Below are 24,310 nucleotides of genomic sequence, written 5' to 3' on the forward strand. Positions count from 1 at the left end.
GCAGGGCCCTCCAGGTCCTCGCCGGGGGCCACCACACCCCCCCGCCCCCCGCCGGGGGGGCGGGGGCTGGGCCGCCGGGGGGGGAAGGCTGGGGGCCCCGTCCCTCGCACAGAGGAACGGGGCGCCGGCGGTCCAGCTGTCAGAGCGTGCCGAAGCCGACCTTGCGGACGGCCTGCTCGCCGATCTCCACGTACGCCAGGCGCTCGGCCGGGACGATGATGCGGCGGCCGTGCTCGTCGGCCAGCACCAGGAGCTTGGAGGTGCCCTCCAGCGCCTTGGCGACCGCGCCCTCGACCTCGTCGGCAGTCTGCGCGCTCTCGAGAACGATCTCTCGGGGTGCGTTCTGCACGCCGATCTTGACCTCCACGGCTTCCGTCCCTCCGGGTTGCAGCCATCCATGCCCACTGTTCGAACGGATGTCCGAGGTCAGTGGGCCGTACGGCTTCACCATAGAGCACCGCCCGGGCCGTGCGGCGAAGGTCGGGCGATCGCTACTCGCCGTTGGCGGGTCGGTCGCCGTCGCCGGGGTGCATCGGGAAGCCCTTCAGCCCGCGCCAGGCCAGGCTGGCGACCAGTCGGACGGCCTCGTCGTGCGGGATCTCCCGGCCCTGCGACAGCCAGTAGCGGGCGGTGATCTGGGCCAGTCCGCAGACGCCGGCGGCGAGCAGCTTGGACTCGGTCTCCGGGAGGTCGGTGTCCTCCGCGATGACCTTGCTGACCAGCGTCGCGCTCTGGTCGGCGGCGCGCTCGACCCGCTCGCGGACGGCCGGCTCGTTGGTCAGGTCCGACTCGAAGACCAGGCGGAAGGCGCCGGACTCGCTGGCGACGTAGTGGAAGTACGCCTCCATGGTCGCCGCGACGCGCTGCTTGTTGTCGGTGGTCGCCTCCAGCGCGGAGCGGGTGGCCTCCACCAGGGCGTCGCAGTGCTTGTCGAGCAGCGCCAGGTAGAGCTCCAGCTTCCCCGGGAAGTGCTGGTAGAGCACGGGCTTGCTGACGCCGGCGCGGTCGGCGATGTCGTCCATCGCCGCGGCGTGGTAGCCCTGGGCGACGAACACCTCCTGCGCGGCTCCGAGCAGCTGTTCACGGCGGGCGCTTCGCGGCAGTCGGGCACCGCGCGGACGCTCCTGCGCCTCCTGGATGGCCGTCACGGCGGTCCTCACTTCACGATCTGGGCGTAGCGGGCAGGGCCACTGAGTCTACTTTTCGGTAACCCGGTGCGCGCCTGGTGAAGCCGAGTAAAGCGTAGAAACAGCCTTGTCGGGAGCCCACAATACGACCAGGCCTCCCCTTGTCCACAGGGTGAGACCGGTGCGCATTCCGGGGCGCGGCGCGCCGGGATCACTACCATCGTGCTCCATGAGCGCTGAGCAGCAGGTACGGACCGCGCAGGAGGCCGGGCGACCGGCGGAGCCGGACGCGGCGCACGACGCCGGCCGGGCCTTCCGGACGGTCGAGGTGCCGGGGGCGGCCCTCGCGGTCACCCCGGTCGAACCGCCGGCGGGGGACCTGCCGGCGGCCCTGTTCGTCCACGGGCTGGGCGGATCCTCGGACAACTGGGCCGAGCTCATGGCCGAGCTGGCCGCCGACGTCGCCGGCGAGGCCCTCGACCTGCCCGGGTTCGGCCGCTCCGCGCCGCCGCTGGACGGCAACCTCACCCTCTCCGGACACGTCCGGGCCGTCATCGGCTACCTGGAGCGCTCCGGCCGGGGCCCGGTCCACCTGTTCGGCAACTCGCTGGGCGGCGCGGTCTCGGTGCGGCTCGCCGCGCTCCGTCCCGACCTGGTGCGCAGCCTCACCCTGATCTCCCCGGCGCTGCCCGAGCTGCCCCCGCAGGCCAGCGCCTGGCCGACCGCCGTGCTCGCCGTCCCGGGGGTGCCGGCCCTGCTGCGCCGGCGCACCGCGGCCGGCGCGGTCACCGCCGAGCAGGCCACCGAGAACCTGCTGCGGCTGGTCTACGCGGACACCTCCGGGATCTCCCCGGAGCGCCGCGAGCAGGCCGTGGCGGAGTACCGGCGGCGGCTCGGCCTGCCGTACGCACTGCAGGCCAGCGTCGGGTCCGCGCGCGGCATCGTCTCCGCCTACACCGAGCGCGGCGACCAGGCGCTGTGGCGGCAGGCCGCCCAGGTGCGGGTGCCGGTGCTGCTGGTCTACGGGCTCAAGGACAAGCTGGTGTCGTACCGCTCCGCGCGGCGGGCCTGCGCGGCCTTCGCCGACGCCCGCCTGCTGGTGCTGCCGGACTCGGGCCACGTCGCGATGATGGAGCACCCGCACGCCGTCGCCCGGGCCGTCCGGGAGCTGCTCGCCGAGGTGTGACGGGGGGCGGCCGTCCGGTGCGGGAGCGGGTCGGCGCAGGGCCGCCGCGACGGCCGGAGAACGCGCGGAACGGCGCCGAGTAACGCCCTTTCACTCGTTCAGGTGGCATGCGGGCACGTGGTCGAGGCGGTGTCCGGGATCCGCTCTACCTTCGTGCTGTCAGACCGAACAGGTGTGGGGGAGCGGCAGTGCCGCGGCCGCGGGGAGCGGGCGCGGGGCCGGCCGGTGGGTGTCACCGGCGATGGGTGGCCGGGCTCCCCGCGCCGTCGGGTCCACTCCACCGCGCCCCACCGGAGGTCGTCGTGCGCGTTGCCCTGCTCACCGAGGGCACTCGATCCGTTGCCCAGCGTTCCGCCGGAGGCTGGTGCGGCCGGCTGGCGTGCGCGCTGACCGAGCACGAGTTCCAGCTCTACCTGCTCGGCGCCGGCGGCGGCGCCGAGTACGCCGGACCGCCGCCGCGCGGCCTGTCCGCCGTCCACGAGCTGCCGATATGGGGCCGCCGCCCGGGCGGCAGACGGCCCGCCGTGCACCGCCGCCCGGCCTTCGCAGCCGCCTACGAGGAGCTGGTCCGGGCCCTGGTCACACCGGGCGAGCGCGGCCTGTTCGGGCCCGCGCTCCACCGCCTCGCCGAGCTCGCCGGCCAGGACGGCACCCTGTCCGCGTTCCTCGCCTCCGGCCAGGCCCACCGGATCCTGGAGCGGGTCTGGCGGGCGCCCGGCTCGGAGACCGCGGCCGGCCAGCCGCTGGTCCGCGACGTCCTGGTCGCCGGCGACCTGCTGGAGCAGCTGCTGCGGCCGCTCTCCGCCCCCTGGTACGACGCCGGCCCGACCGGCCTCGGCGCCGCGGACCTGTGCCACGTGGTCGGCGGCGGCCCGGCCGCGCTGCCCGCCCTCGTCGCGAAGCACCTGTACGGCGTGCCGTTCGTGCTCACCGAGCACGGCCTGCACCTGCGCGAGCAGTACCGCGGCTACCGCACCGCGCCCTACCGCTGGCCGGTCCGGGCGCTGCTGCTGGCCTTCTTCCGCCTGCTCACCGCCGAGACCTACCGGCAGGCCGCGGTGCTCACCCCCGGCAGCGGCTACGACCGCCAGTGGCAGGAGCGCTGCGGCGCCGACCCGGCGCGGATCCGGGTGGTGCACGAGGCCACCGCCGGGGCCGGCCGGGCCGCCGCCGGGCCCGAGCCCGAGCGGCCCACCCTGGTCTGGGCGGGCGCGCTGGAGCCCGGCCGCGACCCGGAGCTCATGCTGCACGCCTTCGCCCGGGTGCACGCCGACCTGCCGAGGGCCCGGCTGCGGATGTACGGCGAGGAGGCCGCCCCCGGCTACCTGGCGCACTGCCGGGCGATCGCCGAGCGGCTCGGCATCGCTCCCGCGGTGGACTTCGCCAGCCGGCCCCCCGCCACCGCGGACGCCTGGGCCGCCGGCAGCGTCGTGGTCTTCTCCGCGCTCTCCCAGCGCAGCCCGCGACCGCTGGCGGACGCCATGCTCAGCGGGCGCGCGGTGGTGGCCACCGACGTCGGCGTGGCCGGCGAGGTGCTCGGCCCGGCCGGGCTGCTGGTGCCGCCGCGCAGCCCGCAGGCGTTGGCCGCGGCCTGCGGCGCCCTGCTCGCCGACGACGAGCGGCGCGCCCGGCTCGGCCTGGCCGGCCGGCTGCGCGCCCAGGAGCGCTTCGCGCTCGAACCCGAGGCGGCGGCCTTCCGGGAGATCTACCTGGAGCTGGTCTCGCGCTGGCCGGCCTTCCCGGTCGGCACCCGGCAGCCGTTCGCCCGCCCCGCCGAGTACTGGATGGCGGGCGCCGCGGCCGCCCCGGCCGAGGAGGACCCGGCGGGCGGTGCGCCCGCCGACCCGCTCCCGGCCGTACCGCGGGTCGGGCCGGCCGAGGCGCTCGCGCAGGCCCGTCGATGAGCCGGCCCCCCGCCGGCGCCCCGCCCGCCGCGTCCGCGGCCCCCGCCGCGGCTCCTTCGGCGGCCCCCTCCGGCGACCCGGTCCGGGCGCTGATGGCCGAGCACCGCGAGCTGTGCGAGCAGGCCGTCGACCCGCTCGACATCGCCGCCGGGCTGGAGGACGCCGGGATCTGCGCGACCACCGCCGGCCGCTACCGGCACACCGACGTCTTCGCGCTCGCCGAGGAGCTGTACGCCCGGGTGGAGCGGCGGCCGGCCCGGCCCGCGCCGCCGCGGGCCACCGAGCCGTGGCCCGGCCAGGCGCTCCGCTCGCTCGGCACGGCCCTGCTGCACCTGCCCGCGGTCGCCGTGCTGGCCGCGCTGCCCTGGCTGGCCGAGGTGGCGGGCCGGCCGGGCACCGTCCCGGCCCTGCTGCTCGCGGCCGGCTGGGCGGCGCTCGCCGTCCGGGGCGGCCCAGTGGGCGTCCGGCTGGTCCACGGGCTCGGCACCGCGCTGCTGCTGGCCCCGGGGGCCGCCGCCGGCACCGCGCTGGCCGCGGCCGTGGCGCTGGGCACCGGATCGGCCGACTTCGCCGCCCGGCGGCTGCGCGAGGCGGGCCATGCGCACCTGGGCACCGCCGGGACGGGCGCCGAGTTCCGGGGGCGGATGCGGCCGCTGCTGCCGTTGGCCGCCGCCGCCCAGCTGGGCGCGGTCGCCGCACTGACACTGGCCCTGCGGCCGCTGGCGGAGGACTCCGCCGGGGCGGCCCAGTGGGCCCTCCAGGCGGTGCTCGCGGTGCTGTTCCTGCTGGCCGCGGTCGTCCGGCACGGCGGCCGGCCGGGGCTTGCGGCCGGCGCCCTGGCGGCCTGCGGGGCCGCCGTCGGCACGCTGCACCTGCTGCTCCCCGAGGGCGGGCCGGCCGCCCTGATGCCGCTCGCCGCGGCGGCCGCCGGTGCCGCCGTGCTGGCGCCCTGCGCCTGGGCGGTGCTCGGCCGCCCGCAGGCGTACCGAGCCGCGCCCCGGGGCTGACCGGGGCACCCGTGGAGACACCCACCCGTACGGACACGCCCGGCCGCTCCCGGCCGGGCCTCGTGGAAGGACACCCCCGATGAGGGTGCTGCTGCTGGGCGCCGACGGCTACATCGGCCGCCGCGTCGCCGACCGCCTGCTCGCCGAGCCCGACCTCCAGGTCACCGCGCTCGGCCGGCGGGACTCGGCCGACATCCGCTTCGACCTGACCGCCGGCAGCCCCGGCGCGCTGGCCCGCTTCCTGGACGCGGTCGCGCCGCAGGTGGTGATCAACTGCGCCGGGGCGACGTACGGCAGCTCGCGGACGCTGATCCGCTCGAACACGCTGGCGGTGGCCACCGTCTGCGAGGCGATCCGGCGCAGCCGGGAGCCGGCCCGGCTGGTCCATCTCGGTTCGGCCGCCGAGTACGGCCCGATGCAGCCGGGCGCCCCGATCGCGGAGACCACGGAGCCGCGGCCGGTCGGCCCGTACGGCGTCTCGAAGCTGGCCGGCACCGAGCTGGTGCTGGCGTCGGGGCTGGACGCGGCGGTGCTGCGGGTGTTCGACGTGGTCGGGCCCGGGGCGCCGGCCGCCTCGCTGTTCGGGCGGCTCGCGGACGGCCTGCGGCGGGCGCTGGAGCAGGGCGACCTCCAGGTGCGGATGCCGGACCTGTCCGGATACCGGGATTTCGTCGATGTCCGGGACGTCGCCCGCGCCGTCCAGTCGGCGGCCGTGTCGGCGGCCACCGGGGTGATCAACATCGGCAGCGGTCACGCGGTGCGCGCCCGGGACGCCGCACACCTGCTGGTCAGGGCCTCGGGCTTCGAGGGCGGCGTCGCGGAGGACGGCCGGCCGGCCCCGGTGCCCGCGCAGGCCGGCGAGCACGCCCGCCCGGCCGAGCCCCGGCTGCTGCCGCCGGACCCGGCGCCGTGGCGGCAGGCGGACGTCCGGACCGCCCGGGACCGTCTCGGCTGGCGGACACAGGTGCCGCTGGAGGAGTCCCTAGGCGACGTCTGGCTGGAGACCGCCTGTCGGGTCTGATCCCCGCCCCCGCGCTGAGCTGCGGCGTCGCGCGGATCCGGCCGGTCTCGGGATCCGGTGTCGGCCATCTCACTTTTTGGACCCGCTGTCTCGGAATAGCTGCGGCGCGTGACACTGTTGGCGTAGTGAAGCAACGGCTGGCAGGCCCAGCCCACCGAACTGACGACCATCGGAGTCCCCGTGTCGCTGCCACCCCTGGTCGAGCCGGCCGCCGAGCTCACCGTCGACGAGGTCCGCCGGTACTCCCGCCACCTGATCATCCCCGACGTGGGCATGGACGGGCAGAAGCGGCTGAAGAACGCCAAGGTGCTGTGCGTCGGCGCCGGGGGTCTCGGATCCCCCGCCCTGATGTACCTGGCCGCGGCCGGCGTGGGCACCCTCGGCATCGTCGAGTTCGACACCGTCGACGAGTCCAACCTCCAGCGCCAGATCATCCACGGCCAGTCCGACATCGGCCGCTCCAAGGCCGAGTCCGCGCGCGACTCGGTCAAGGAGATCAACCCGCTGGTCGAGGTGATCCTGCACGAGGACCGCCTGGACAACTCCAACGTCATGGAGATCTTCTCCGGCTACGACCTGATCGTGGACGGCACGGACAACTTCGCCACCCGGTACCTGGTGAACGACGCCGCGGTGCTGCTGGGCAAGCCGTACGTCTGGGGCTCGATCTACCGCTTCGACGGCCAGGCGAGCGTCTTCTGGGCCGAGCACGGCCCGTGCTACCGCTGCCTGTACCCGGAGGCCCCGCCGCCGGGCATGGTGCCGTCCTGCGCCGAGGGCGGTGTGCTGGGCGTGCTGTGCGCCTCGATCGGCTCGATCCAGGTCACCGAGGCGATCAAGCTGCTGGCCGGCGTCGGCGAGCCGCTGGTCGGCCGACTGATGATCTACGACGCCCTGGAGATGCAGTACCGCTCGGTGAAGGTCCGCAAGGACCCGAACTGCGCGCTCTGCGGCGAGAACCCGACCGTCACCGAGCTGATCGACTACGAGGCCTTCTGCGGCGTCGTGTCGGAGGAGGCGCAGGCCGCGGCGGCCGGCTCCACCATCACCTCCAAGCAGCTCAAGGAGTGGCTGGACGACGAGGAGGACATCTTCGTCATCGACGTCCGCGAGCCCAACGAGTACGAGATCGTCTCGATCCCCGGGGCCACGCTGATCCCGAAGAACGAGTTCCTCATGGGCACCGCCCTGGAGAAGATGCCGCAGGACAAGAAGATCGTGCTGCACTGCAAGACGGGCGTCCGCTCGGCCGAGGTGCTCGCCGTCCTCAAGTCGGCCGGCTTCTCCGACGCCGTCCACCTGGGCGGCGGCGTGATCGGCTGGGTCAACCAGATCGAGCCGCACAAGCCGGTCTACTGAGACCCGCCCCGGCCGCGCCGGGACCGCAGGGCCGCCCCCGCCGGGAGCGGCCCTGCGGCGTGTCCGGGGTCGGCGCGCCGGTGTGTCCGGGGCCGGCGCAGGTCAGAGCGCGCCGCGCCGCTGCAGCACGTTGTAGGCGACCCAGCCGGGCAGCACCGGCAGCCAGAAGGTCAGCAGGCGGTACAGGAACACCGCCGGGGCGGCCGCCGAGGCCGGCACGCCGACGGTGAGCGCACCGATCAGGGCGATCTCCACCGGGCCGATGCCGCCCGGGGTGGGGATCGCCGACCCGGCCGCGTTGGCGGTCAGGAAGACCACCGCCACCGCGGAGTAGCTCATGTCGCCGCCGAACGCCCGGACCGAGGCGTACAGGCAGGCGGTGAACGACAGGGTCAGCAGCAGGATGCCGCCGAAGCCGGTGACCAGCTTGGTCGGGGTCTGCATCAGGTCGAGCATCCGCGGTACCACGCCGAAGAACAGCGCCCGCACCCGGGTCACCACGAAGCGCCGCAGCGGCGCCACCGCCGCGACCACCAGGGCCAGCACCGCCGCGCTCAGCACGCCGATGATCACCGCCCGAGAGGCGCCGAGGTCCCCGTTGGTCTGGGTGCCGGTGATCAGGCCGAAGCAGAACAGCAGCAGCAGGTGGCCGCCGAGGCCGGCGAGCTGCGAGGCGCCGACGCTGGCCACCGCCTGCCCGGACCGGATGCCGGTCTTCTGCAGGTAGCGGGTGTTGAGCGCGATGCCGCCGATCGCGGCCGGCGCGACCAGCTTCACGAAGGAGCCCGCCAGCTGGGCCGCGACGGTGCGGCCGAACGGCAGCCGCTCCGGGACGAAGCCGGTCAGGCTCATCGCGGCGGCGCCGAAGGTGGCGGCCGCGGCGGCCAGCGCGAGGGCGGCCCAGCCCCAGTCCATCTGGGAGAGCTTCAGCTGCGCGGGCTGGATCGTGGTCAGCGCCAGGTAGGCCGCGAAGGTCAGCGCGATGACCATGATCAGGGTCTTCGGCTTGAGCCGCTCCAGCTTCGCCGGCGCCAGCGGCGCCTCCGGGGCGATCTGCAGGATCTGGCCGCGGATCCGGCTGAGCAGGTCCTCGCCGGCCGCCGCGATGTCCTCCTCGGCCTGCTGCTGGGTGCGCTCGCCGGCCGCGACCTGCTCCAGGGCCAGGGCCTGCGCCGCGGCCTTGCGCTCCTTGGTCATCCGCTGCAGGTCGATCCGGGTGGACCGGCTCAGGCCGACCGGCTGCAGCAGCGGCAGCGAGCTCGCCACCCGCTCCGCGCCGATCACCCGGTTGGCCACGTCCACCGAGCGCTCCGGGCCGATCCGCAGCGCGAAGGTGGTGAGCAGCTGGGCGACGTCGATCCGCAGGGTCAGGTCGCCGGCCGCGATGTCGCCGCCGGAGAGGTTGACCAGGCAGCCCGCCTTCTCGTCGACCACCAGCAGCGACTCGCCGGTGAGGCGGCGGTGCGCGATCCGGCGCTCGTGCAGGGCGGCCACCGACTCCCAGAGGGAGGCCATCACGTCGTCGGTGATCTCGTCGTCGGCGAGCTCGTCCAGGGTGCGGCCGGCGACGTTCTCGTACACCAGGATGGCGGCGTCCGGGCCGAGCTCGGAGGTGGCCACCAGCTGCGGGGCGCGGGCGCCGGAGGCGGCGGCCGCGTAGGCGATCAGCGCCTCCTGCTCCAGCGCCTGGCGCAGCGACTGCGGGCTGCGCCGCACGGCCACCGAGCGCAGCCGGATCCGCCGCCAGGCGCGGTAGAAGAAGCCGGAGGCCTGCTGCTCGCGGTCGATGATGTGGACGTCCAGCAGCGGGCCCTCGAACTGGGTGACCAGGTAGCGGCGGGTCTCGCCGGGCGCGTCCGGGGCCCGGTGCGCGCCGGACGGCGTGAAGCCGACCTTCCGCAGCCCGATCATCAGGTGCTTGCCCGTCGGCCGGATGTTCGGCGAGCCGATCGCGTACAGCGTGCCGTACGCCACCGACCAGCCGATCAGCACGGTGAGCAGCAGCGACAGCGGCGTGGTGTAGCCGCTGATCAGCTCGGTGGCGCCGCTGAGCACCACCACCACCCACAGTGCCACCCGCCAGCGCGGGCGGCTCGACATGCCGACCGCCGTCATGTAGGCGATCACCGGGGCCAGATAGCCGTGCACCGGGTCGGTGAGGGTCCCGTTGCCGCCCGGGGGCAGCCGGGTGAGGGCGTCGCGGATCGCGGGCGGGGCGCCCGCCGCCACCCACCAGTCGACGCCGAGCGAGACGCCGTAGGCGAGCACCGAGGCGAGCACGCCGTCGGCGACCCGCAGGCCGTCCCGCTTGATCAGCCGCTCCACCGCGAAGGCCAGCGGCACGGCCAGCACCGCGATGCTGGAGACCAGTGCCCCGATGGTGGACAGCACGCTGGGGATCTTGTGCGCGTTGGCCGAGATGTCGGTCTCGATGCCGGTGGTGGTCGACACCGCGATCTGCGCGAGCACGAACACCGCGATGATCCCGAGCAGGCCCGCCAGGAAGCGGATCAGATCGGACGGGCGGTGCGCCCGGGCGGCCAGCAGCGGCTCGTCGACCGCCAGGTGCTCGCCGGGCGGCTCGTCGTCCTGCGGGTGCCGGTCGTCCTCGGGGTGCTCGCCGGACGGCTCCTCCTGCGGCGGCCGGCCGGGCACGAGGTCGTCCGGCCGGGGCTCCCCGGAGGGCGCCGGAACGGCCGCCGGGGCGTCGTGGTTGCCGGAGGCACCCGGCTGCGGGGAGACTGGCGGCGGCTCGGATGCCGGCACCGCAGACCGGTCGGTGGCGGACTCGTCGGAGCCCTTGTCCACGTTCACGTCTGCCGTCCCGGTCATCTGGTCTTGTCCTCGTATCACTGCGCGCTGCCCCGAAGATGCTGCCATGCCGCGGCGCGCCGTGCGGGACAGGGGCCGGATCGGGGCCGGCAAATCGCCCGCAAGGGGCCGGGGAATCGACCGGATGGGGAGAAATGCCGCAGGTGACCGAGGGTACGGCGGACGGCGGGCTGCCGTCGTACGTGGAGGCTGTGCTCGACCTCACCGAGCGGATCCCACCCGGCCGGGTGATGACCTACGGCGATGTCGCCGAGTACCTGGGCCAGGGCGGGCCGCGCCAGGTCGGCCGCGTGATGGCGCTGTACGGCGGCGCGGTGCCCTGGTGGCGGGTGATCCGTGCGGACGGCCGGCCGCTGCCCGGCCACGAGCACCGCGCGCTGCCGGAGTACCGCGCCGAGGGGACCCCGCTGCGCACCGTCGGCGGCGAACCGCGGGTCGACCTCCGGCTGGCCCGCTGGGACGGCCGGTAGCGCGGCCGGGCCTGCGCGCCCCCTGCCGCGGCGGGACGGGTGCGCGACCGCGGGCTGTCGGTGCAGGATCGTAGGCTCGGTGCGGACACCCGTCGCCCCGCTCGCCCGTGCGCCGCCGCGCACCGCCCGAGAACGCACGCCCCGCACACCCGCACGACCCGCCTGGACCGCAGTGACCTCCCCCTTCCGCCTGGTGCGCAGCCCGCTCGCACAGCCCGACCCGCCCGTGCTGGACCCGTACCAGCAGGCGGTGGTCGAGCACGCCCGCGGACCGCTGCTGGTGCTGGCCGGGCCCGGCACCGGCAAGACCACCACCCTGGTCGAGGCGGTCGCCCGGCGGATCGAGCGCGGCACCGACCCCGAGCGGATCCTCGTCCTCACCTTCAGCCGCAAGGCCGCGATGGAGCTGCGCGACCGGATGACCGCCCGGATCGGCAGCACCGGCCCGGCGCCCCAGGCCACCACCTTCCACTCGTTCTGCTACGCCCTGCTGCGCGACCAGCAGACGCCGGAGGAGGCCGCCGAGCCGCTGCGGCTGCTGTCCGGCCCCGAGCAGGACGTGATGGTCCGCGAGCTGCTCGCCGGCGGCGCCGAGGACGCCCGGCTCGGCACCGGCCGGATCAACTGGCCGCTCGACCTGCGCGCCTGCCTGACCACCCGCGGCTTCGCCGACGAGGTCCGTGCGGTGCTCGCCCGCAGCCGCGAGCTCGGCCTCGGCGAGGCCGAGCTGGCCCGGTTCGCGGAGGGCGTCCAGCGGCCCGACTGGGCCGCCGCCGCCCACTTCCTCGCCGACTACCTCGACGTGCTCGACCTGCGCGGCGTCCTCGACTACGCGGAGCTCGTCCACCGGGCCGTGCTGCTCGCCGAGCGCCCCGAGGTCGCCGAGGCGCTCGGCCGCCGGTACGAGGTGGTCTTCGTCGACGAGTACCAGGACACCGACCCGTCGCAGGTCCGGCTGCTGCGCCGGCTCGCCGGCGGCGGCCGCGACCTCGTCGCGGTCGGCGACCCCGACCAGTCGATCTACGCCTTCCGCGGCGCCGACATCAACGGCATCCTCGACTTCCCGCACGCCTTCCCCCGGGCCGACGGCAGCCCCGCCGAGGTCCGGGTGCTCCGGGTCTCCCGCCGCTCCGGCGCCGTTCTGCTCGCCGCCACCCGCGAGCTCGCCCGCCGGATGCCGATGGGCCGGCTGCCCGCGGACAAGCTCGCCCAGCACCGCGCCCTGCTCCCCTCCCGGGAGGGCGGCGCCGTCGAGGTGTACACCTACCCCACCCCCGGCGCCGAGCTGGACTCCGTCGCCGACCTGCTGCGCCGCGCCCACCTGGAGGACGGCGTGCCCTGGGGCGAGATGGCCGTCCTCGTCCGGGCCGGCGCCCGCTCGATACCGGGCGTGCGCCGGGCCCTGGCCGCCGCCGGCGTCCCGCTGGAGATCGACGGCGACGACCTGCCGCTGCGCGAGGAGCCGGCCGTCGCCCCGCTGCTGCTCGCCCTGCGGGTCTGCGCCGAGTCCGCCGACCGGCTCACCGCCGAGGTCGCGCACACCCTGCTCACCGGCCCGCTCGGCGGCCTCGACGGCTCCGACCTGCGCCGGATCGGCCGGGTGCTGCGCGAGGAGGAGCGCGCCGCACTGCGCAGCAGCGGGGAGACGACCGCCGTCCGGGCCGCCGAGGAGCTGATCCGCGAGGCGCTCGCCGAACCGGAGCGGCTGGTCGCCGTCGACGCCGCCCCCGCGCGGCGCGCCCGCGACCTCGGCCTGCTGCTGCGCAAGGTCCGCGAGCTGCTGGCCGGCGGCGGCAGCGCCGAGGAGGCCCTGTGGGCGCTGTGGGACGGCAGCCGGCGCTGGCGCGAGCGCCTGGAGCGGGCCGCCCTGCGCGGCGGCACGCCCGCCCGCAACGCCGACCGCGACCTGGACGCGCTCTGCGCGCTCTTCGAGACCGCCGCCCGGGCCGAGGAGCAGGTCGCCGGCTACCGCGGCGCCGCCGAGTTCCTGGCCGAGCTGGAGGCCCAGGACATCGCCGCCGACACCCTGACCGTCCGGGCGGTCCGGCCGGACGCCGTCCGGCTGATGACCGCCCACCGCTCCAAGGGGCTGGAGTGGCGGCTGGTGGTCGTCGCCGGCGTCCAGGAAGGCCTCTGGCCGGACCTGCGCCGCCGCGGCTCCCTGCTGGAGGCCGACCGGATCGGCCGCGACGGCCTCGCCGAACCGCTCTCCCCGGCCGCCCTCCTCGGCGAGGAGCGCCGGCTGTTCTACACCGCGGCCACCCGCGCCAGGGACCGCCTGATCGTCACCGCCGTCAAGGCGCCCGCCGAGGAGGGCGACGAGCCGTCGCGCTTCCTGCGCGAGCTGTACCGCGAGGAGCTCGACCCGCGCACCGGGGCGGTCCGCGCCCGCACCCCGCAGGTCACCGTCGCCGACATCGCCCACCGCCCGCGCCGACCGCTCTCGGTGGCCGCCCTGGTCGCCGAGCTGCGCGCGGTCACCGTCGACCCGGACCGCTCGCCCGAGCTGCGCCGCGCCGCCGCGGAGCGGCTCGCCCGGCTGGCCGCCGCTGCCGACGAGGACGGCGTCCCGCTGGTGCCCGCCGCGCACCCCGACCGCTGGTGGGGCCTGCTCGACCAGACCGCTGCCCCGGAGCCGCTGCGCCCGCCGGACAGCCCCGTCCGGCTCTCCGGCAGCGGGCTGGAGCAGCTGGACGGCTGCGCGCTGCAGTGGTTCCTCGACAAGGACGTCCGGGCGGCCGGCCCGGCCAGCGGCGCCCAGGGCTTCGGCAACGTGCTGCACGCGCTGGCCGACGAGGTCGGCTCCGGCCGCACCCCGGCCGACCTCGCCGTCCTGATGGAGCGCCTGGACACGGTCTGGGACGCGCTGGCCTTCGACGCCCCGTGGAAGTCCCAGCAGGAGAAGACCGAGGCGCGGTCCGCCCTGGAGCGCTTCCTGCACTGGCACGTCCTGGAGCGCGGCCGCACCACGGTCGCCACCGAGCACGGCTTCGACCTCACCCTGACCGTGGGCGGGGTCGCGGTGCGCATCCGCGGCTCGATGGACCGGATCGAGCAGGACGCCGCGGGCCGCGCGTACGTGGTGGACTTCAAGACCGGCAAGCAGATCCCGACCGAGAAGTCGCTGCCCGAGCACAAGCAGCTCGCCGTCTACCAGCTCGCCGTCCGCAACGGCGCGCTCGACGGGCTGCCCGGCGTCGGCGCGGACACCGCCTCCGGCGGCGCCGAACTCGTCCACCTCCGCGAGCCCGGCAAGACCGACAAGGAGGCGCCGAAGGTCCAGCAGCAGGCCCCGCCCGACGGCGAGCCCTGGATCGAGAACCTGCTCGCCGACGCCGCCGGCCGCGTGCTCGCCGAACGCTTCGTCCCCACCCAGAACGACGGCTGCACCCGCTGCGCCTTCCGCAGCAGCTGCTCCGCCCAGCGCGACGGCCGCCAGCTGATCGAGTGACGCGCACTGTCGGCGGATCCGGTTAGCGTTGTCCGGTGCCCCCCGTGCTCGATCACCCCGACCAGCTGAAGGACCTGCTCGGCATCCCGTTCAACGCCGAGCAGATGCAGGCCATCGGCGCGCCCCTGGAGCCCGCCGTGATCGTGGCCGGCGCCGGCTCCGGCAAGACGACGGTGATGGCCGCGCGGGTGGTCTGGCTGGTCGGCTCCGGCGCCGTGCAGCCCGAGCAGGTGCTGGGCCTGACCTTCACCAACAAGGCGGCCGGCGAGCTCGCCGAGCGCGTGCGCACCGCCCTGCTGCGCGCCCGGGTGCTGGGCCCGGACGACGTCGACGTCCTCGGCGAGCCCGAGATCTCGACGTACCACGCCTTCGCCGGCCGGCTGCTGAAGGAGCACGGCCTGCGCCTGGGCATCGAGCCGGACGTGCGGCTGCTCGCCGATGCGACCCGCTTCCAGCTGGCCGCCAAGGTGCTCCGCTCGGCCCGCGGCCCGTTCCCCGCGCTCACCGGCACCTTCTCGGCGCTGGTCGCCGACCTGATCGCGCTGGACTCCGAGCTCGCCGAGCACCTGGTCGAGCCGGACGGCCTGCGGGCCTTCGACACCGACCTGCTCGACCGGCTCGCCGCGGTGAGGCTCGGCAACGACGACCTGCGGGCGGTGCCGAAGGCCGCCCGGGCCCGCCAGGAGCTGCTGCACCTGGTGGAGGAGTACCGCCGCCGCAAGCAGGCCGGCGGCCTGATGGACTTCGGCGACCAGATCGCCGCCTCGGCCCGCCTCGCCCAGCAGCGGCCGGAGGTCGGCCGGCTGCTGCGCGAGCAGTTCAAGGTCGTGCTGCTCGACGAGTACCAGGACACCTCGGTCGCCCAGCGGCTGATGCTGGCCGGGCTGTTCGGCGTCGGCGGCCACCCGGTGACCGCGGTCGGCGACCCCTGCCAGGCGATCTACGGGTGGCGCGGGGCCTCGGTCGCCAACCTCGACGACTTCCCGGTGCACTTCCCGCGGGCGGACGGCGGCCCGGCGGCCCGGCACGCGCTCAGCGAGAACCGCCGCAGCGGCGGCCGGCTGCTGGCCTTCGCCAACCACCTGGCCGCCGACCTGCGGGCGATGCACGAGGGCGTGGAGGCGCTGCGCCCCGCGCCCGGCGCCGAGCAGGACGGCTTCGTGCGCTGCGCGCTGCTGGAGACCCACGACCAGGAGATCGACTGGCTGGCCGACCGGATCGCGCACCTGGTCCGCACCGGCACCGCGCCCGGCCGGATCGCGGTGCTCTGCCGGGGCGGCGCCGCCTTCCCCGACGTGCACGCCGCCCTGGTGGCCCGTCAGGTGCCGGTCGAGGTCGTCGGCCTCGGCGGGCTGCTCCAGCTGCCCGAGGTGGCCGACCTGGTGGCGGTCTGCGAGGTGCTGCAGGACCCGACCGCGAACGCCGCGCTGGTCCGGCTGCTGATCGGCCCGCGCTGGCGGATCGGCCCGCGGGACCTGGCGCTGCTGGGCCGCCGGGCGGCCGACCTCGTCCGCACCGAGCGGCCGGCGGGCGATCCGCTGGCCGCCGCGGTGGCCGGCACCGACCCCACCGAGGTGGTCTCGCTGGCCGATGCGCTGGAGACCTTCCTGGACGCCGAGCAGCCCGACGAGCTGGCGTTCTCCCCGCAGGCCCGGGTGCGCTTCGCCCGGCTCGCCCGGGAGGTCCGCGAGCTGCGCCGGGCGCTGGCCGAGCCGCTGATGGACGTGCTGCACCGGGTGCTGGCGGTGACCGGCCTGGAGGTCGAGCTCTCGGCGTCACCGACCGCGCTGGCGGCCCGCCGCCGGGAGACGCTGCACGGCTTCCTGGACGTGGCGGCGGGCTTCGCCGACCTGGACGGCGACCCGGGGCTGGCGGCCTTCCTCGGCTTCCTGCGGGCCGCGCAGGAGTACGAGCGGGGCCTGGACGCCGGGCTGCCCGGCGGCGAGGACACCGTGAAGGTGCTGACCGCCCACAAGTCGAAGGGCCTGGAGTGGGACGTGGTCGCCGTCCCCGGCCTGGTGAGGGGCGGCTTCCCGAGCGGCCAGGGCCGCGAGCGCTGGACGAGCACCCGCCGGGTGCTGCCGCACGCGCTGCGCGGCGACGCGGCCACGCTGCCCGCCGAGCCGCCGTGGACGGCCAAGGGCATGGGGCTGTTCAAGAAGGAGATGGCAGCGCACGCGGCGGTCGAGGAGCTGCGGCTCGGCTACGTGGCGTTCACCCGGCCGAGGTCGCTGCTGCTGGCCTCCGGCCACTGGTGGGGGCCGAGCCAGAAGCGCCGCCGCGGCCCGTCCGCCTTCCTGACCGAGCTGCAGGAGCACTGCGCGCTGCCGGGCAACGGCGAGGTGGAGGTGTGGGCCGAGGAGCCGGCCGCCGACGCGGAGAACCCGGGCCTGGCCCGCACCGTGGAGACGCCCTGGCCGCTGCCGCTGGACGGCGCCGCGCAGGGCGCGCGCCGCCGGGTGGCCGAGGTGGTGCTGGGCCGGCTGTCCGGCGCGCCCGCGGCCGGCCCCGAGCCGATGGCTCCCGAGGACGCCCGGCTGGTGGCCTCCTGGGACCGCGACCTGGGCGCCCTGCTGGGCGAGCTGGAGCGCGCCCGCCGCTCGGTGCGGGACGTGCCGCTGCCGGCGTCGCTCTCCGCCTCGCAGCTGATGCGGCTGGCCGCCGACCCGGACGGGTTCGCCCGGGACCTCGCCCGGCCGATGCCCCGGCCGCCGCAGCCGGCCGCCCGCCGCGGCACCCGGTTCCACGCCTGGGTGCAGGCGCACTTCGAGGTCGAGGAGCTGCTGCTGCTGGAGCCGCACGCGCTGCCGGGCGCGGACGACGACGGCATCGAGGACGAGCGGGACCTCGCCCGACTGAAGGAGGCCTTCCTGCGCAGCCCGTACGCCGGCCGCACCCCGTACCGCGTCGAGGCGCCGTTCCAGCTGCTGCTGGCGGGGCGGGTGGTGCGCGGCCGGATCGACGCGGTCTACCGGGAGCGTGATGGTGGCGCAGGGTCACCGCGGCCGTGGCGCTACGAGGTGGTCGACTGGAAGACCCACCGGGAGGAGACCGCGGACCCGCTGCAACTGGCCATCTACCGGCTGGCCTGGGCGGAACGGATGGGTGTGCCGCCGGAGCAGGTCAGTGCGGCGTTCCTGTACGTGCGCAGCGGCCGGGTCGAGAGACCGTCAGGACTTCCTGACCGAAAAGAGTTGACCAGGCTCCTGATCGGGAATAGTGACTAATGAGTCACTCAGAGCATCCAAGCCGTCACGGGATCGTGCGAAACCTGTGCACTGTGCACGTTTCGCGCCTATTGTGGGGTCGGTAACCGGTCACCCCCGTTCTCCGGCCGCCTGCAGGGGCGCTGCCCCCTGACGTTCCGTCATCACCGCAGGTGTCGTAGGCACCGGCCATCTTCTGCTGGAGAGAGCGAAGTTGAGCGCGACCGGATGGATCAGAGACCGGCTCGCGGGGCCGACCCCGGGGGCTGTTCCAGGTACGGTGACCGGCACCTGGCCGAGGACCGCACTGGCCCTGCCGTTCATCGGCATGGCCCTGGTGGTCGGGCTGGACTGGTTCAGCAAGACCGAGGTGACGGTCGAGCCCGCGCTCACCGCCGTCCCCGCCCTGGCCGCCGTGGTGAGCCGGCGGACGTGGTACCCGCTGCTCATCGGGCTGCTGACCGAGCTCGCGGCCTTCCTGATGGCCGCCTACAACGACGTGCTCGGCGAGTCCGTGCACAGCGCCACCGTCTTCGCGATCGCCCTGGTCGCCGGGATCGGCTGGGTCTCGACCACCCTGAGGCTGCGCCAGGAGCGGGCGCTGGCGGAGGCGCAGCTGGTGGCCGAGATCGCCCGCCGGGTGCTGCTGCGCCCCGTCCCCGACCGGGTCGGCAGCGTCCGTGCCGCGGTGCACTACGCGGCCGCCCACGCGCACGCCTCGATCGGCGGCGACCTCTACGAGGTGGTCAACACCCGGCACGGGGTCCGCGCGGTGGTCGGCGACGTCCGCGGCAAGGGCCTGGCCGCGGTGGAGACCGCCGCCGCGGTGCTCGGCGCCTTCCGTGAGGCGGCGCACCAGGAGGCCGCGCTGGACCGGGTGGCCGGCTGGCTGGCCGTCAGCCTGGACCGCGCGCTGCACGAGAACGACCACCCCGGCATCGAGGAGGAGTTCGTCACCCTGGTGCTGATCGGGCTGCGCTCGGACGGCACCGCGGAGATCGTCAACTGCGGCCACCCGCCGCCCGTCCTGCTGCGGGCCGAGGAGCCGGTCGCGCTGCTGGAGCCCGCCGAGCCGGTGCCGCCGCTCGGCGTGCTCGACCCGGGCGACGTCCGGCCGCCGGTGCAGCGGCTGCCGCTGCGCCCCGGTGACCGGGTGCTGCTCTACACCGACGGGGTGATCGAGGCCCGGGACGACCGCGGCGCCTTCTACCCGCTGGTCGAGCGGCTGCCGCACTGCGCGGCGGGCTGTCCGGTCGACGTGCTGCGCAGCCTGCACCAGGACGTGGTGCGGCACGTCGGCCACAAGCTGGGCGACGACGCCGCGATGCTGCTGCTCCAGTACGAGCCGGTCGGCCCGCAGCTGCCGGTGCAGGGTGGCCGCCCGATGCTGGCGAAGGGTTAGGGCCCTGAGCGGCCCTCAGAGGTCGACCTCCACCAGCAGGGGGCGGTGGTCGGAGACGCCGGTGCGCAGCGTGGTCGCCGAGCCGACGGCCGTCCGCGGCACGCCGACCGCCAGCACGTGGTCGAACTGCACGGCCGGGCGGTGCGAGGGGTAGGTCGGGGTGCGGGCCAGGTCGTACCAGCCCTGGAGGCGGGGCCGCGGCTCGCGCACCCGGCGCCGGCGCGGCCCGCCCTGCGCGATCCGGGTGCGGCGGGCGGCACGCAGCTCGCGGACCCGCTCGCGCGAGGTGGTGCGCTCGATCGCGGCTGCGCCGCCGAGCACCGTGCGGGGGACCGCGCCGATCAGGTTGAAGTCGCCGAGCACCAGGTAGGGCTGCGGCAGGTCGGCGATCCACCGGCGGATCGCGGCGAGCTGGGCGACGTTCCAGCCGGGCACGAACGACAGGTGGGTGGCGACCACCGTGAACGGCCCGTGCGCGCCCTCCAGAACGGCGGCCAGCGCGGCCCGCGGCTCGTCCGGGACGGCGGTCAGCCCGCGCCGCCCGGCCACCCGCAGCGGCAGCCCGAACGGGGCGGGCGCGAACCGCCGGGCCCGCCAGTGCCGCACGGGCAGCCTGGTGAGCAGCGCGGTGCCGTACGACGGCCGGCCGGTGGCGGTGTCCACCTCGGCCGGGCCGTAGACCTGCAGTCCGGTGACGCCCGGGTCGGGCAGCCAGCCGGCCGACGGGGCCGGGCGGCCGTGCAGCGCGGCGGCGAACCGCCAGTCCGCGGCGCCCATCGCCTTGGCGGCCACCGCGGCCTGGTCGACCAGCCCGGACCGCTCCTGGTGGCGGTCGACCTCCTGGAGCGCCAGCACGTCCGCGTCCAGTGCCGCGACCGCGTCGCCGAGCGGGCCGCCGGCCTCGGGCGGGTAGGGCAGCGGGGCGCCGTCGGCGGCGAGCGGCTGACCGTGCAGCAGGTTGAAGGTGGCGATGCGCAGCTGGCTCACACCCCGACCGTACCGGCTGCCGGGCTTGAGCCGTTCGGGCATACCGGGTATACATACTCGGTATGTCGATCCGCCACGGTCTCCTCGCCCTGCTCGACCAGGGCCCCCGGTACGGCTACCAGTTGCGCGCCGAGTTCGAGGCCCGCACCGGCGCCACCTGGCCGCTCAACGTCGGCCAGGTCTACACCACGCTCGGCCGACTGGAGCGCGACGGACTGGTCGAGCCGGCCGGCGAGGACGGCGAGGGCCACCTCTTCTACGCCGTCACCGAAGCAGGACGCGCAGAACTGCGCCAGTGGTTCGACACCCCGGTGCCGCGGACCAACCCGCCCCGCGACGAGCTCGCGATCAAGCTGGCGATGGCGGTCACCGTGCCCGGCGTCGACGTGCCGGCCGTGGTGCAGTCCCAGCGCCGGCACAGCATGAAGGCCCTCCAGGACTACACCCGGCTCAAGGCGCAGGCCCTGACCGCCGACGAGGCGTCCGGCGACCTCGCCTGGCTGCTCGTCCTGGAGCAGCTGATCTTCCAGACCGAGGCGGAGATCCGCTGGCTGGACCACTGCGAGACCCGCCTCGCCCAGCACGCCGCGCGGCCCGCACCCGCGCCGGCGCCGGCGACCGCCGCGGACCGGCCGGCCGGCCGCCGCCGCACCCGCATCTGACCCACCGAGCCACCGCAGGGGGAACCATGACCACCACCACCGAAGGACGGTCCGCCGAGCCCGTTCTCCATCTGGACCGGGTCGGCCGCGTGCACGGCCACGGCGCCGCCGAGGTGCACGCGCTGCGCGACGTCGACCTCGCCGTCTTCCCGGGCGAACTCGTCGCCGTGATGGGCCCGTCCGGCTCCGGCAAGTCCACCCTGCTGACCCTCGCCGGCGGCCTGGACACCCCGACCACCGGACGGGTGCTGATCGAGGGCACCGTCCTCGGCGAGATCTCCCGCAAGGAGCAGGCACGGGTCCGCCGGCGCGCGGTGGGCTACGTCTTCCAGGACTACAACCTCATCCCGGCGCTCACCGCCGCCGAGAACATCGCCCTGCCGCGCGAGCTGGACGGCGTCTCCGGCCGGGCCGCCCGCCGCGAGGCGATCACCGCACTGGAGGAGCTCGGCATCGCCGAGCTCGCCGACCGCTTCCCCGACGACATGTCCGGCGGCCAGCAGCAGCGCGTCGCCATCGCCCGCGCGCTCATCGGCGACCGCCGGCTCGTCCTCGCCGACGAGCCCACCGGCGCCCTCGACTCCACCACCGGCGAGGCCGTCCTCGCCGTGCTGCGGGCCCGCTGCGACGCCGGCGCCGCCGCCATGATGGTCACCCACGAGGCCCGGCACGCCGCCTGGGCCGACCGCGTGGTCTTCCTGCGCGACGGCCGCGTGGTCGACCAGAGCGTCAGCCGCGACGCCGCCAGCCTGCTGGTCACCGCGGCCACCAACAGCGTGAAGGGGCCCGGCGAGTGAACCTCCGAGCCTGGCGGGCCGCCCTGCGGATAGCCCGCCGCGACGCCCTGCGCGCCAAGGGCCGCAGCGCCCTCGTCCTCGCCATGATCGCCCTCCCGGTGCTCGGCGTTGCCGGCGCCGACGTGGTCTACCGCAGCGCCGAACTCGACCCGCGCGAGCAGGTGGTCCGCGCCATGGGCGGCGCCGACGCCCTGCTCACCGCCATGGACCGCGGCATGACCGTCGTCCAGGCGCCCGACGCCGAGGACGGCGCCTACACCGTCACGCCCCGCCCCGGCGAGCCGCAGAGTGCCGAGCAGCGGCGCAGCCTGGCCACCGAGCCGGCCGCACTGGCCGCCGAACTCCTGCCCGCCGGCAGCCGACTGGTGCCCTACGTCCGCGGACCGCGGTCCTCCGCCACCACCCGGGACGGCCGGCTCGGCGTCGAGACCGCCGAGGCCGACCTCACCGACCCGATCTGGCACGGCAAGCTCGACATCGTCTCCGGGCGCGCCCCGAGCGCCCCGCACGAGGCCGCCGCCACCCGCGCCTTCCTCGACCAGGCCAAGCTGCACGTCGGCGACACCACGGTGCTGCGCGGCCTGGAGACGACCCCGTTCACCATCACCGCGGTCGCCGAGTTCCCCGGCGACCTGCGCACGGGCACCCTGATCGGCCGCCCCGGCGAGATCGCCGCACCGCTGGCCCGGACCGCCGGGCAGGGCGCGGCGTCCGCCCCGTCCGCCGGCTCCTGGCTGGTCCGCCTGCCGCAGGGCGCCGCCCTCGACTGGGCGAAGGTGCAGGAGTTCAACCGCTACGGCCTCGCCCTCACCGCCAAGGCCGTGCTGCTCGACCCGCCGCCGCGCGCCCAGGTCCCGTACTACGTGGGCATCGACCGCTACGGCTCGATCGACAAGACCGGACTGGTCGTGGTCGGCACCGTGATCGGCATGGCGCTGCTGGAGATCGTGCTGCTCGCCGGCCCGGCGTTCGCGGTCGGCGCCCGCCGCTCCCGGCGCCAGCTCGGCCTGCTCGCGGCCGGCGGCGGCGACCGCTCGCACATCCGGGCCGTGGTGCTCGGCGGCGGCATGGTGCTCGGCGTGGCCGGCGCGGTGGTCGGCGTGCTGCTGGCGGTCGTGCTGGTGGCCGTGCTCGAACCGTGGGCCGAGCAGGCCGCCGGCAGCCGCTTCGGCCACCTCGACCTGCAGCCCCTCGACCTGCTCGGCGTCGCCGTGATCGGCCTGGTCACCGGCCTGCTCGCGGCCGTCGTCCCGGCCGTGCAGGCCGCCCGGCAGGACGTCGTGGAGGCGCTCACCGGCCGCGGCTCGGTCAAGCCCCCCAGCCGCCGCCTCGCCGTGGTCGGCCTGGTGATGGTCGCCGCCGGCACCGCGCTGGCCCTGCTCGGCACCGCGACCGGGACGACCGGCCGCACCGCGGGCGTGGCCGGCGGCTCGGCGCTCGCCGAACTCGGCATGGTCGCCTGCACCCCGATGCTGGTCGGCCTGTTCGGCCGGCTCGGCCGCCACCTGCCGCTCAGCCCCCGCCTCGCGCTGCGCGACGCGGTGCGCCACCGCGGCCGCACCGCCCCGGCGGTGGCCGCCGTGATGGCCGCCGTGGCCGGCTCGGTCGCGGTCGGCATCTACACCGCCAGCTCCGACGCCGAACAGCGCCGCAACTACGCCGCCTCCGCCCCCGCGGGCGCGGTCGTCCTCTCGCCCGGGTACGGCCCGAGCGTCCGCGCCGACGACCTGCCGCAGTTGCGCGCCGCCGTCGAGCACGCGATGCCCGGCCTCGGCGCCCGGGCGGACGTCCTGGAGCTCCACGGCAAGGCCGTCTGCTCCGACGGCGACTGCGGCTGGGTCTCGGTCTCCGTCCCCAAGGACCGGCGCTGCCCCGCCACCGACGAGGACAACGCGGACACCGTCCGCGCCGACCAGGCGCTCTTCGACCAGCTCCTGCGGGACGACCCGCGCTGCCGCCGGATCCGCGAGCAGCACGTGGTCTACAGCGGTGCGGGCGGCAGCGTCCCGGCCGGTGACGCCACCCTGCTGCACAACCTCTTCGGCGTCACCGACCCGGCCGGCGGGCAGGCGCTGACGGCCGGCAAGGCGGTCGTGTTCGACCCGGTCTACGTCAAGGACGGCCGGATCACCCTGGACGTCACCGAGCCCGTCCGGTCGGAGCCGGGCGCCGCCGAGCCGTCCAGGCCGGTGGTCCGCCACCTCTCCCTCGACGCCGTGGTGGTCACCGCGCCCGTGCCGGGAGCGGAGGCCGTGGTGAGCCCGCAGACCGCGCAGCGGCTCGGGCTGGCCACCGGCCCCGCCGGGAGCGTCTGGCTGCCGGACACGGCGCCGTCCTCCTCGTCCGAGCAGCGGGCGAACGCGGCGGTCGGCCGGGTCTCCGACGGCGCCGGCATCCGGGTCGAGCGCGGCTACGTCTCGCAGCAGACGCTGACCGGGCTGGCCCTGACCGGCTTCGCCGCCCTGGTCGCGCTCGGCGCGGCCGGCATCGCCACCGGCCTGGCCGCCGCCGACTCCCAGCGCGACCTGGCCACCCTGGCCGCGGTCGGCGCGACCGGCGGGATCCGCCGCCGGCTGTCGGGCTTCCAGTGCGGGGTGATCGCCGCGATGGGCACCGTGCTCGGCACCGTCTGCGGCGTCGTCCCGGCGGTGGCGCTGCGCAAGCTGGAGGCGGCGGCGTCCTCCGACCCGATGGGCATCGAACGCCCGGCGGTGATCGTCTTCCCGTGGCTGGACCTCGGCCTCACGCTGGTGGTGCTGCCGCTGGTCGCGGTCGCACTGGCGATGCTGTTCACCCGCTCCCGGCTGCTGCTGGCCCGCCGCGCGGCCTGTCCGGCCGGCCCCCACCCCCCGCGCGGCCGGGCCCGGCGGGGGGGGGGGGCCCGGCGCGGGGGGGGGGG

The 24,310-nt window shown here is 76.1% G+C and carries 15 protein-coding genes and 1 pseudogene; 12 read left to right on the plus strand and 4 right to left on the minus strand.

All coding sequences use genetic code 11. The features are described 5' to 3' along the window. Nucleotides 1-139: 139 nt before the first annotated feature. Together ACFV0G_RS08735 and ACFV0G_RS08740 are read right to left on the minus strand one after the other, a co-directional pair. Nucleotides 140-367: a DUF3107 domain-containing protein gene (locus ACFV0G_RS08735; RefSeq protein ID WP_380543846.1), complete on the minus strand. Its 228-nt coding sequence runs from the start codon at nt 365-367 to the stop codon at nt 140-142. 124 nt (nt 368-491) lie between these two features. Beyond that, nucleotides 492-1,148, minus strand: a complete 657-nt coding sequence (locus ACFV0G_RS08740) for a TetR/AcrR family transcriptional regulator (RefSeq protein WP_380543849.1) — start codon at nt 1,146-1,148, stop codon at nt 492-494. Between the two features lie 208 nt (nt 1,149-1,356). On the opposite strand from ACFV0G_RS08740, the gene ACFV0G_RS08745 reads away from it, so the two are divergent. The 5 genes from ACFV0G_RS08745 (at nt 1,357) to moeZ (ending at nt 7,604) form a co-directional block, all read left to right on the plus strand. After that, nucleotides 1,357-2,313 (plus strand): alpha/beta fold hydrolase, encoded by a 957-nt coding sequence (locus tag ACFV0G_RS08745; protein WP_380543852.1) that lies wholly within the window; start codon nt 1,357-1,359, stop codon nt 2,311-2,313. A 302-nt stretch (nt 2,314-2,615) separates the two neighbouring features. Then, a complete protein-coding gene (locus ACFV0G_RS08750; protein WP_380543856.1) occupies nt 2,616-4,217 on the plus strand; it encodes a DUF3492 domain-containing protein in 1,602 nt (533 codons plus the stop codon). Next, nucleotides 4,214-5,224 carry a hypothetical protein gene (locus ACFV0G_RS08755; RefSeq protein WP_380543859.1) on the plus strand — a complete coding sequence of 337 codons (1,011 nt, stop codon included), beginning with the start codon at nt 4,214-4,216 and terminating at the stop codon, nt 5,222-5,224. Before ACFV0G_RS08750 ends, ACFV0G_RS08755 begins: the two co-directional genes overlap by 4 nt. A gap of 79 nt (nt 5,225-5,303) precedes the next feature. Continuing rightward, entirely contained in the window at nt 5,304-6,245 is a 942-nt protein-coding gene (locus tag ACFV0G_RS08760; protein WP_380543861.1) for an NAD-dependent epimerase/dehydratase family protein, read from the plus strand. Nucleotides 6,246-6,425: 180 nt separating this feature from the next. Then, complete coding sequence (gene moeZ, locus ACFV0G_RS08765) at nt 6,426-7,604, plus strand: adenylyltransferase/sulfurtransferase MoeZ (RefSeq protein ID WP_380543864.1); 1,179 nt, start codon at nt 6,426-6,428, stop codon at nt 7,602-7,604. Nucleotides 7,605-7,706: 102 nt separating this feature from the next. On the opposite strand, the gene ACFV0G_RS08770 is transcribed toward moeZ, so the two are convergent. Continuing rightward, the gene (locus tag ACFV0G_RS08770) at nt 7,707-10,436 is read right to left on the minus strand and encodes a flippase-like domain-containing protein (RefSeq protein WP_380543868.1); all 2,730 of its coding nucleotides are present in this window, start codon (nt 10,434-10,436) and stop codon (nt 7,707-7,709) included. Nucleotides 10,437-10,570: 134 nt separating this feature from the next. Here ACFV0G_RS08770 and ACFV0G_RS08775 point away from each other — a divergent pair. The 4 genes and pseudogenes from ACFV0G_RS08775 to ACFV0G_RS08790 form a co-directional block, all read left to right on the plus strand. Beyond that, nucleotides 10,571-10,900: pseudogene (locus tag ACFV0G_RS08775) on the plus strand (MGMT family protein); the annotation flags it as partial. 178 nt (nt 10,901-11,078) lie between these two features. Then, nucleotides 11,079-14,357, plus strand: a complete 3,279-nt coding sequence (locus tag ACFV0G_RS08780; RefSeq protein ID WP_380543871.1) for an ATP-dependent helicase — start codon at nt 11,079-11,081, stop codon at nt 14,355-14,357. Between the two features lie 35 nt (nt 14,358-14,392). Then, nucleotides 14,393-17,584, plus strand: a complete 3,192-nt coding sequence (locus ACFV0G_RS08785; RefSeq protein ID WP_380543874.1) for a UvrD-helicase domain-containing protein — start codon at nt 14,393-14,395, stop codon at nt 17,582-17,584. A 259-nt stretch (nt 17,585-17,843) separates the two neighbouring features. Further along, the gene (locus ACFV0G_RS08790; protein ID WP_380543877.1) at nt 17,844-18,965 is read left to right on the plus strand and encodes a PP2C family protein-serine/threonine phosphatase; all 1,122 of its coding nucleotides are present in this window, start codon (nt 17,844-17,846) and stop codon (nt 18,963-18,965) included. Between the two features lie 15 nt (nt 18,966-18,980). Here the strand turns inward: ACFV0G_RS08790 and ACFV0G_RS08795 are convergent, their stop codons facing one another. Next, nucleotides 18,981-19,952: an endonuclease/exonuclease/phosphatase family protein gene (locus tag ACFV0G_RS08795; RefSeq protein WP_380543880.1), complete on the minus strand. Its 972-nt coding sequence runs from the start codon at nt 19,950-19,952 to the stop codon at nt 18,981-18,983. A 62-nt stretch (nt 19,953-20,014) separates the two neighbouring features. Between ACFV0G_RS08795 and ACFV0G_RS08800 the strand changes: the two genes are divergently transcribed. The 3 genes from ACFV0G_RS08800 to ACFV0G_RS08810 all read left to right on the plus strand — a co-directional run. Further along, nucleotides 20,015-20,614 carry a PadR family transcriptional regulator gene (locus tag ACFV0G_RS08800; RefSeq protein ID WP_380543883.1) on the plus strand — a complete coding sequence of 200 codons (600 nt, stop codon included), beginning with the start codon at nt 20,015-20,017 and terminating at the stop codon, nt 20,612-20,614. Between the two features lie 26 nt (nt 20,615-20,640). After that, nucleotides 20,641-21,411: an ABC transporter ATP-binding protein gene (locus ACFV0G_RS08805; RefSeq protein WP_380543886.1), complete on the plus strand. Its 771-nt coding sequence runs from the start codon at nt 20,641-20,643 to the stop codon at nt 21,409-21,411. Then, nucleotides 21,408-24,310: FtsX-like permease family protein (locus tag ACFV0G_RS08810; RefSeq protein ID WP_380543889.1), on the plus strand; the 2,903-nt coding region annotated here is incomplete at its 3' end. The genes ACFV0G_RS08805 and ACFV0G_RS08810, both read left to right, overlap by 4 nt.

It is taken from the genome of Kitasatospora sp. NPDC059571, assembly GCF_042735675.1.
In the GTDB taxonomy this organism is placed as follows: Bacteria; Actinomycetota; Actinomycetes; order Streptomycetales; family Streptomycetaceae; genus Kitasatospora.

Coding starts and splice junctions, on each gene's coding strand:
- ACFV0G_RS08805 (WP_380543886.1), top strand. CDS start 20,641: ATGACCACCACCACCGAAGGACGGTCCGCCGAGCCCGTTCTCCATCTG.
- ACFV0G_RS08745 (WP_380543852.1), top strand. CDS start 1,357: ATGAGCGCTGAGCAGCAGGTACGGACCGCGCAGGAGGCCGGGCGACCG.
- ACFV0G_RS08800 (WP_380543883.1), top strand. CDS start 20,015: ATGTCGATCCGCCACGGTCTCCTCGCCCTGCTCGACCAGGGCCCCCGG.
- ACFV0G_RS08755 (WP_380543859.1), top strand. CDS start 4,214: ATGAGCCGGCCCCCCGCCGGCGCCCCGCCCGCCGCGTCCGCGGCCCCC.
- ACFV0G_RS08770 (WP_380543868.1), bottom strand. CDS start 10,436: ATGACCGGGACGGCAGACGTGAACGTGGACAAGGGCTCCGACGAGTCC.
- ACFV0G_RS08760 (WP_380543861.1), top strand. CDS start 5,304: ATGAGGGTGCTGCTGCTGGGCGCCGACGGCTACATCGGCCGCCGCGTC.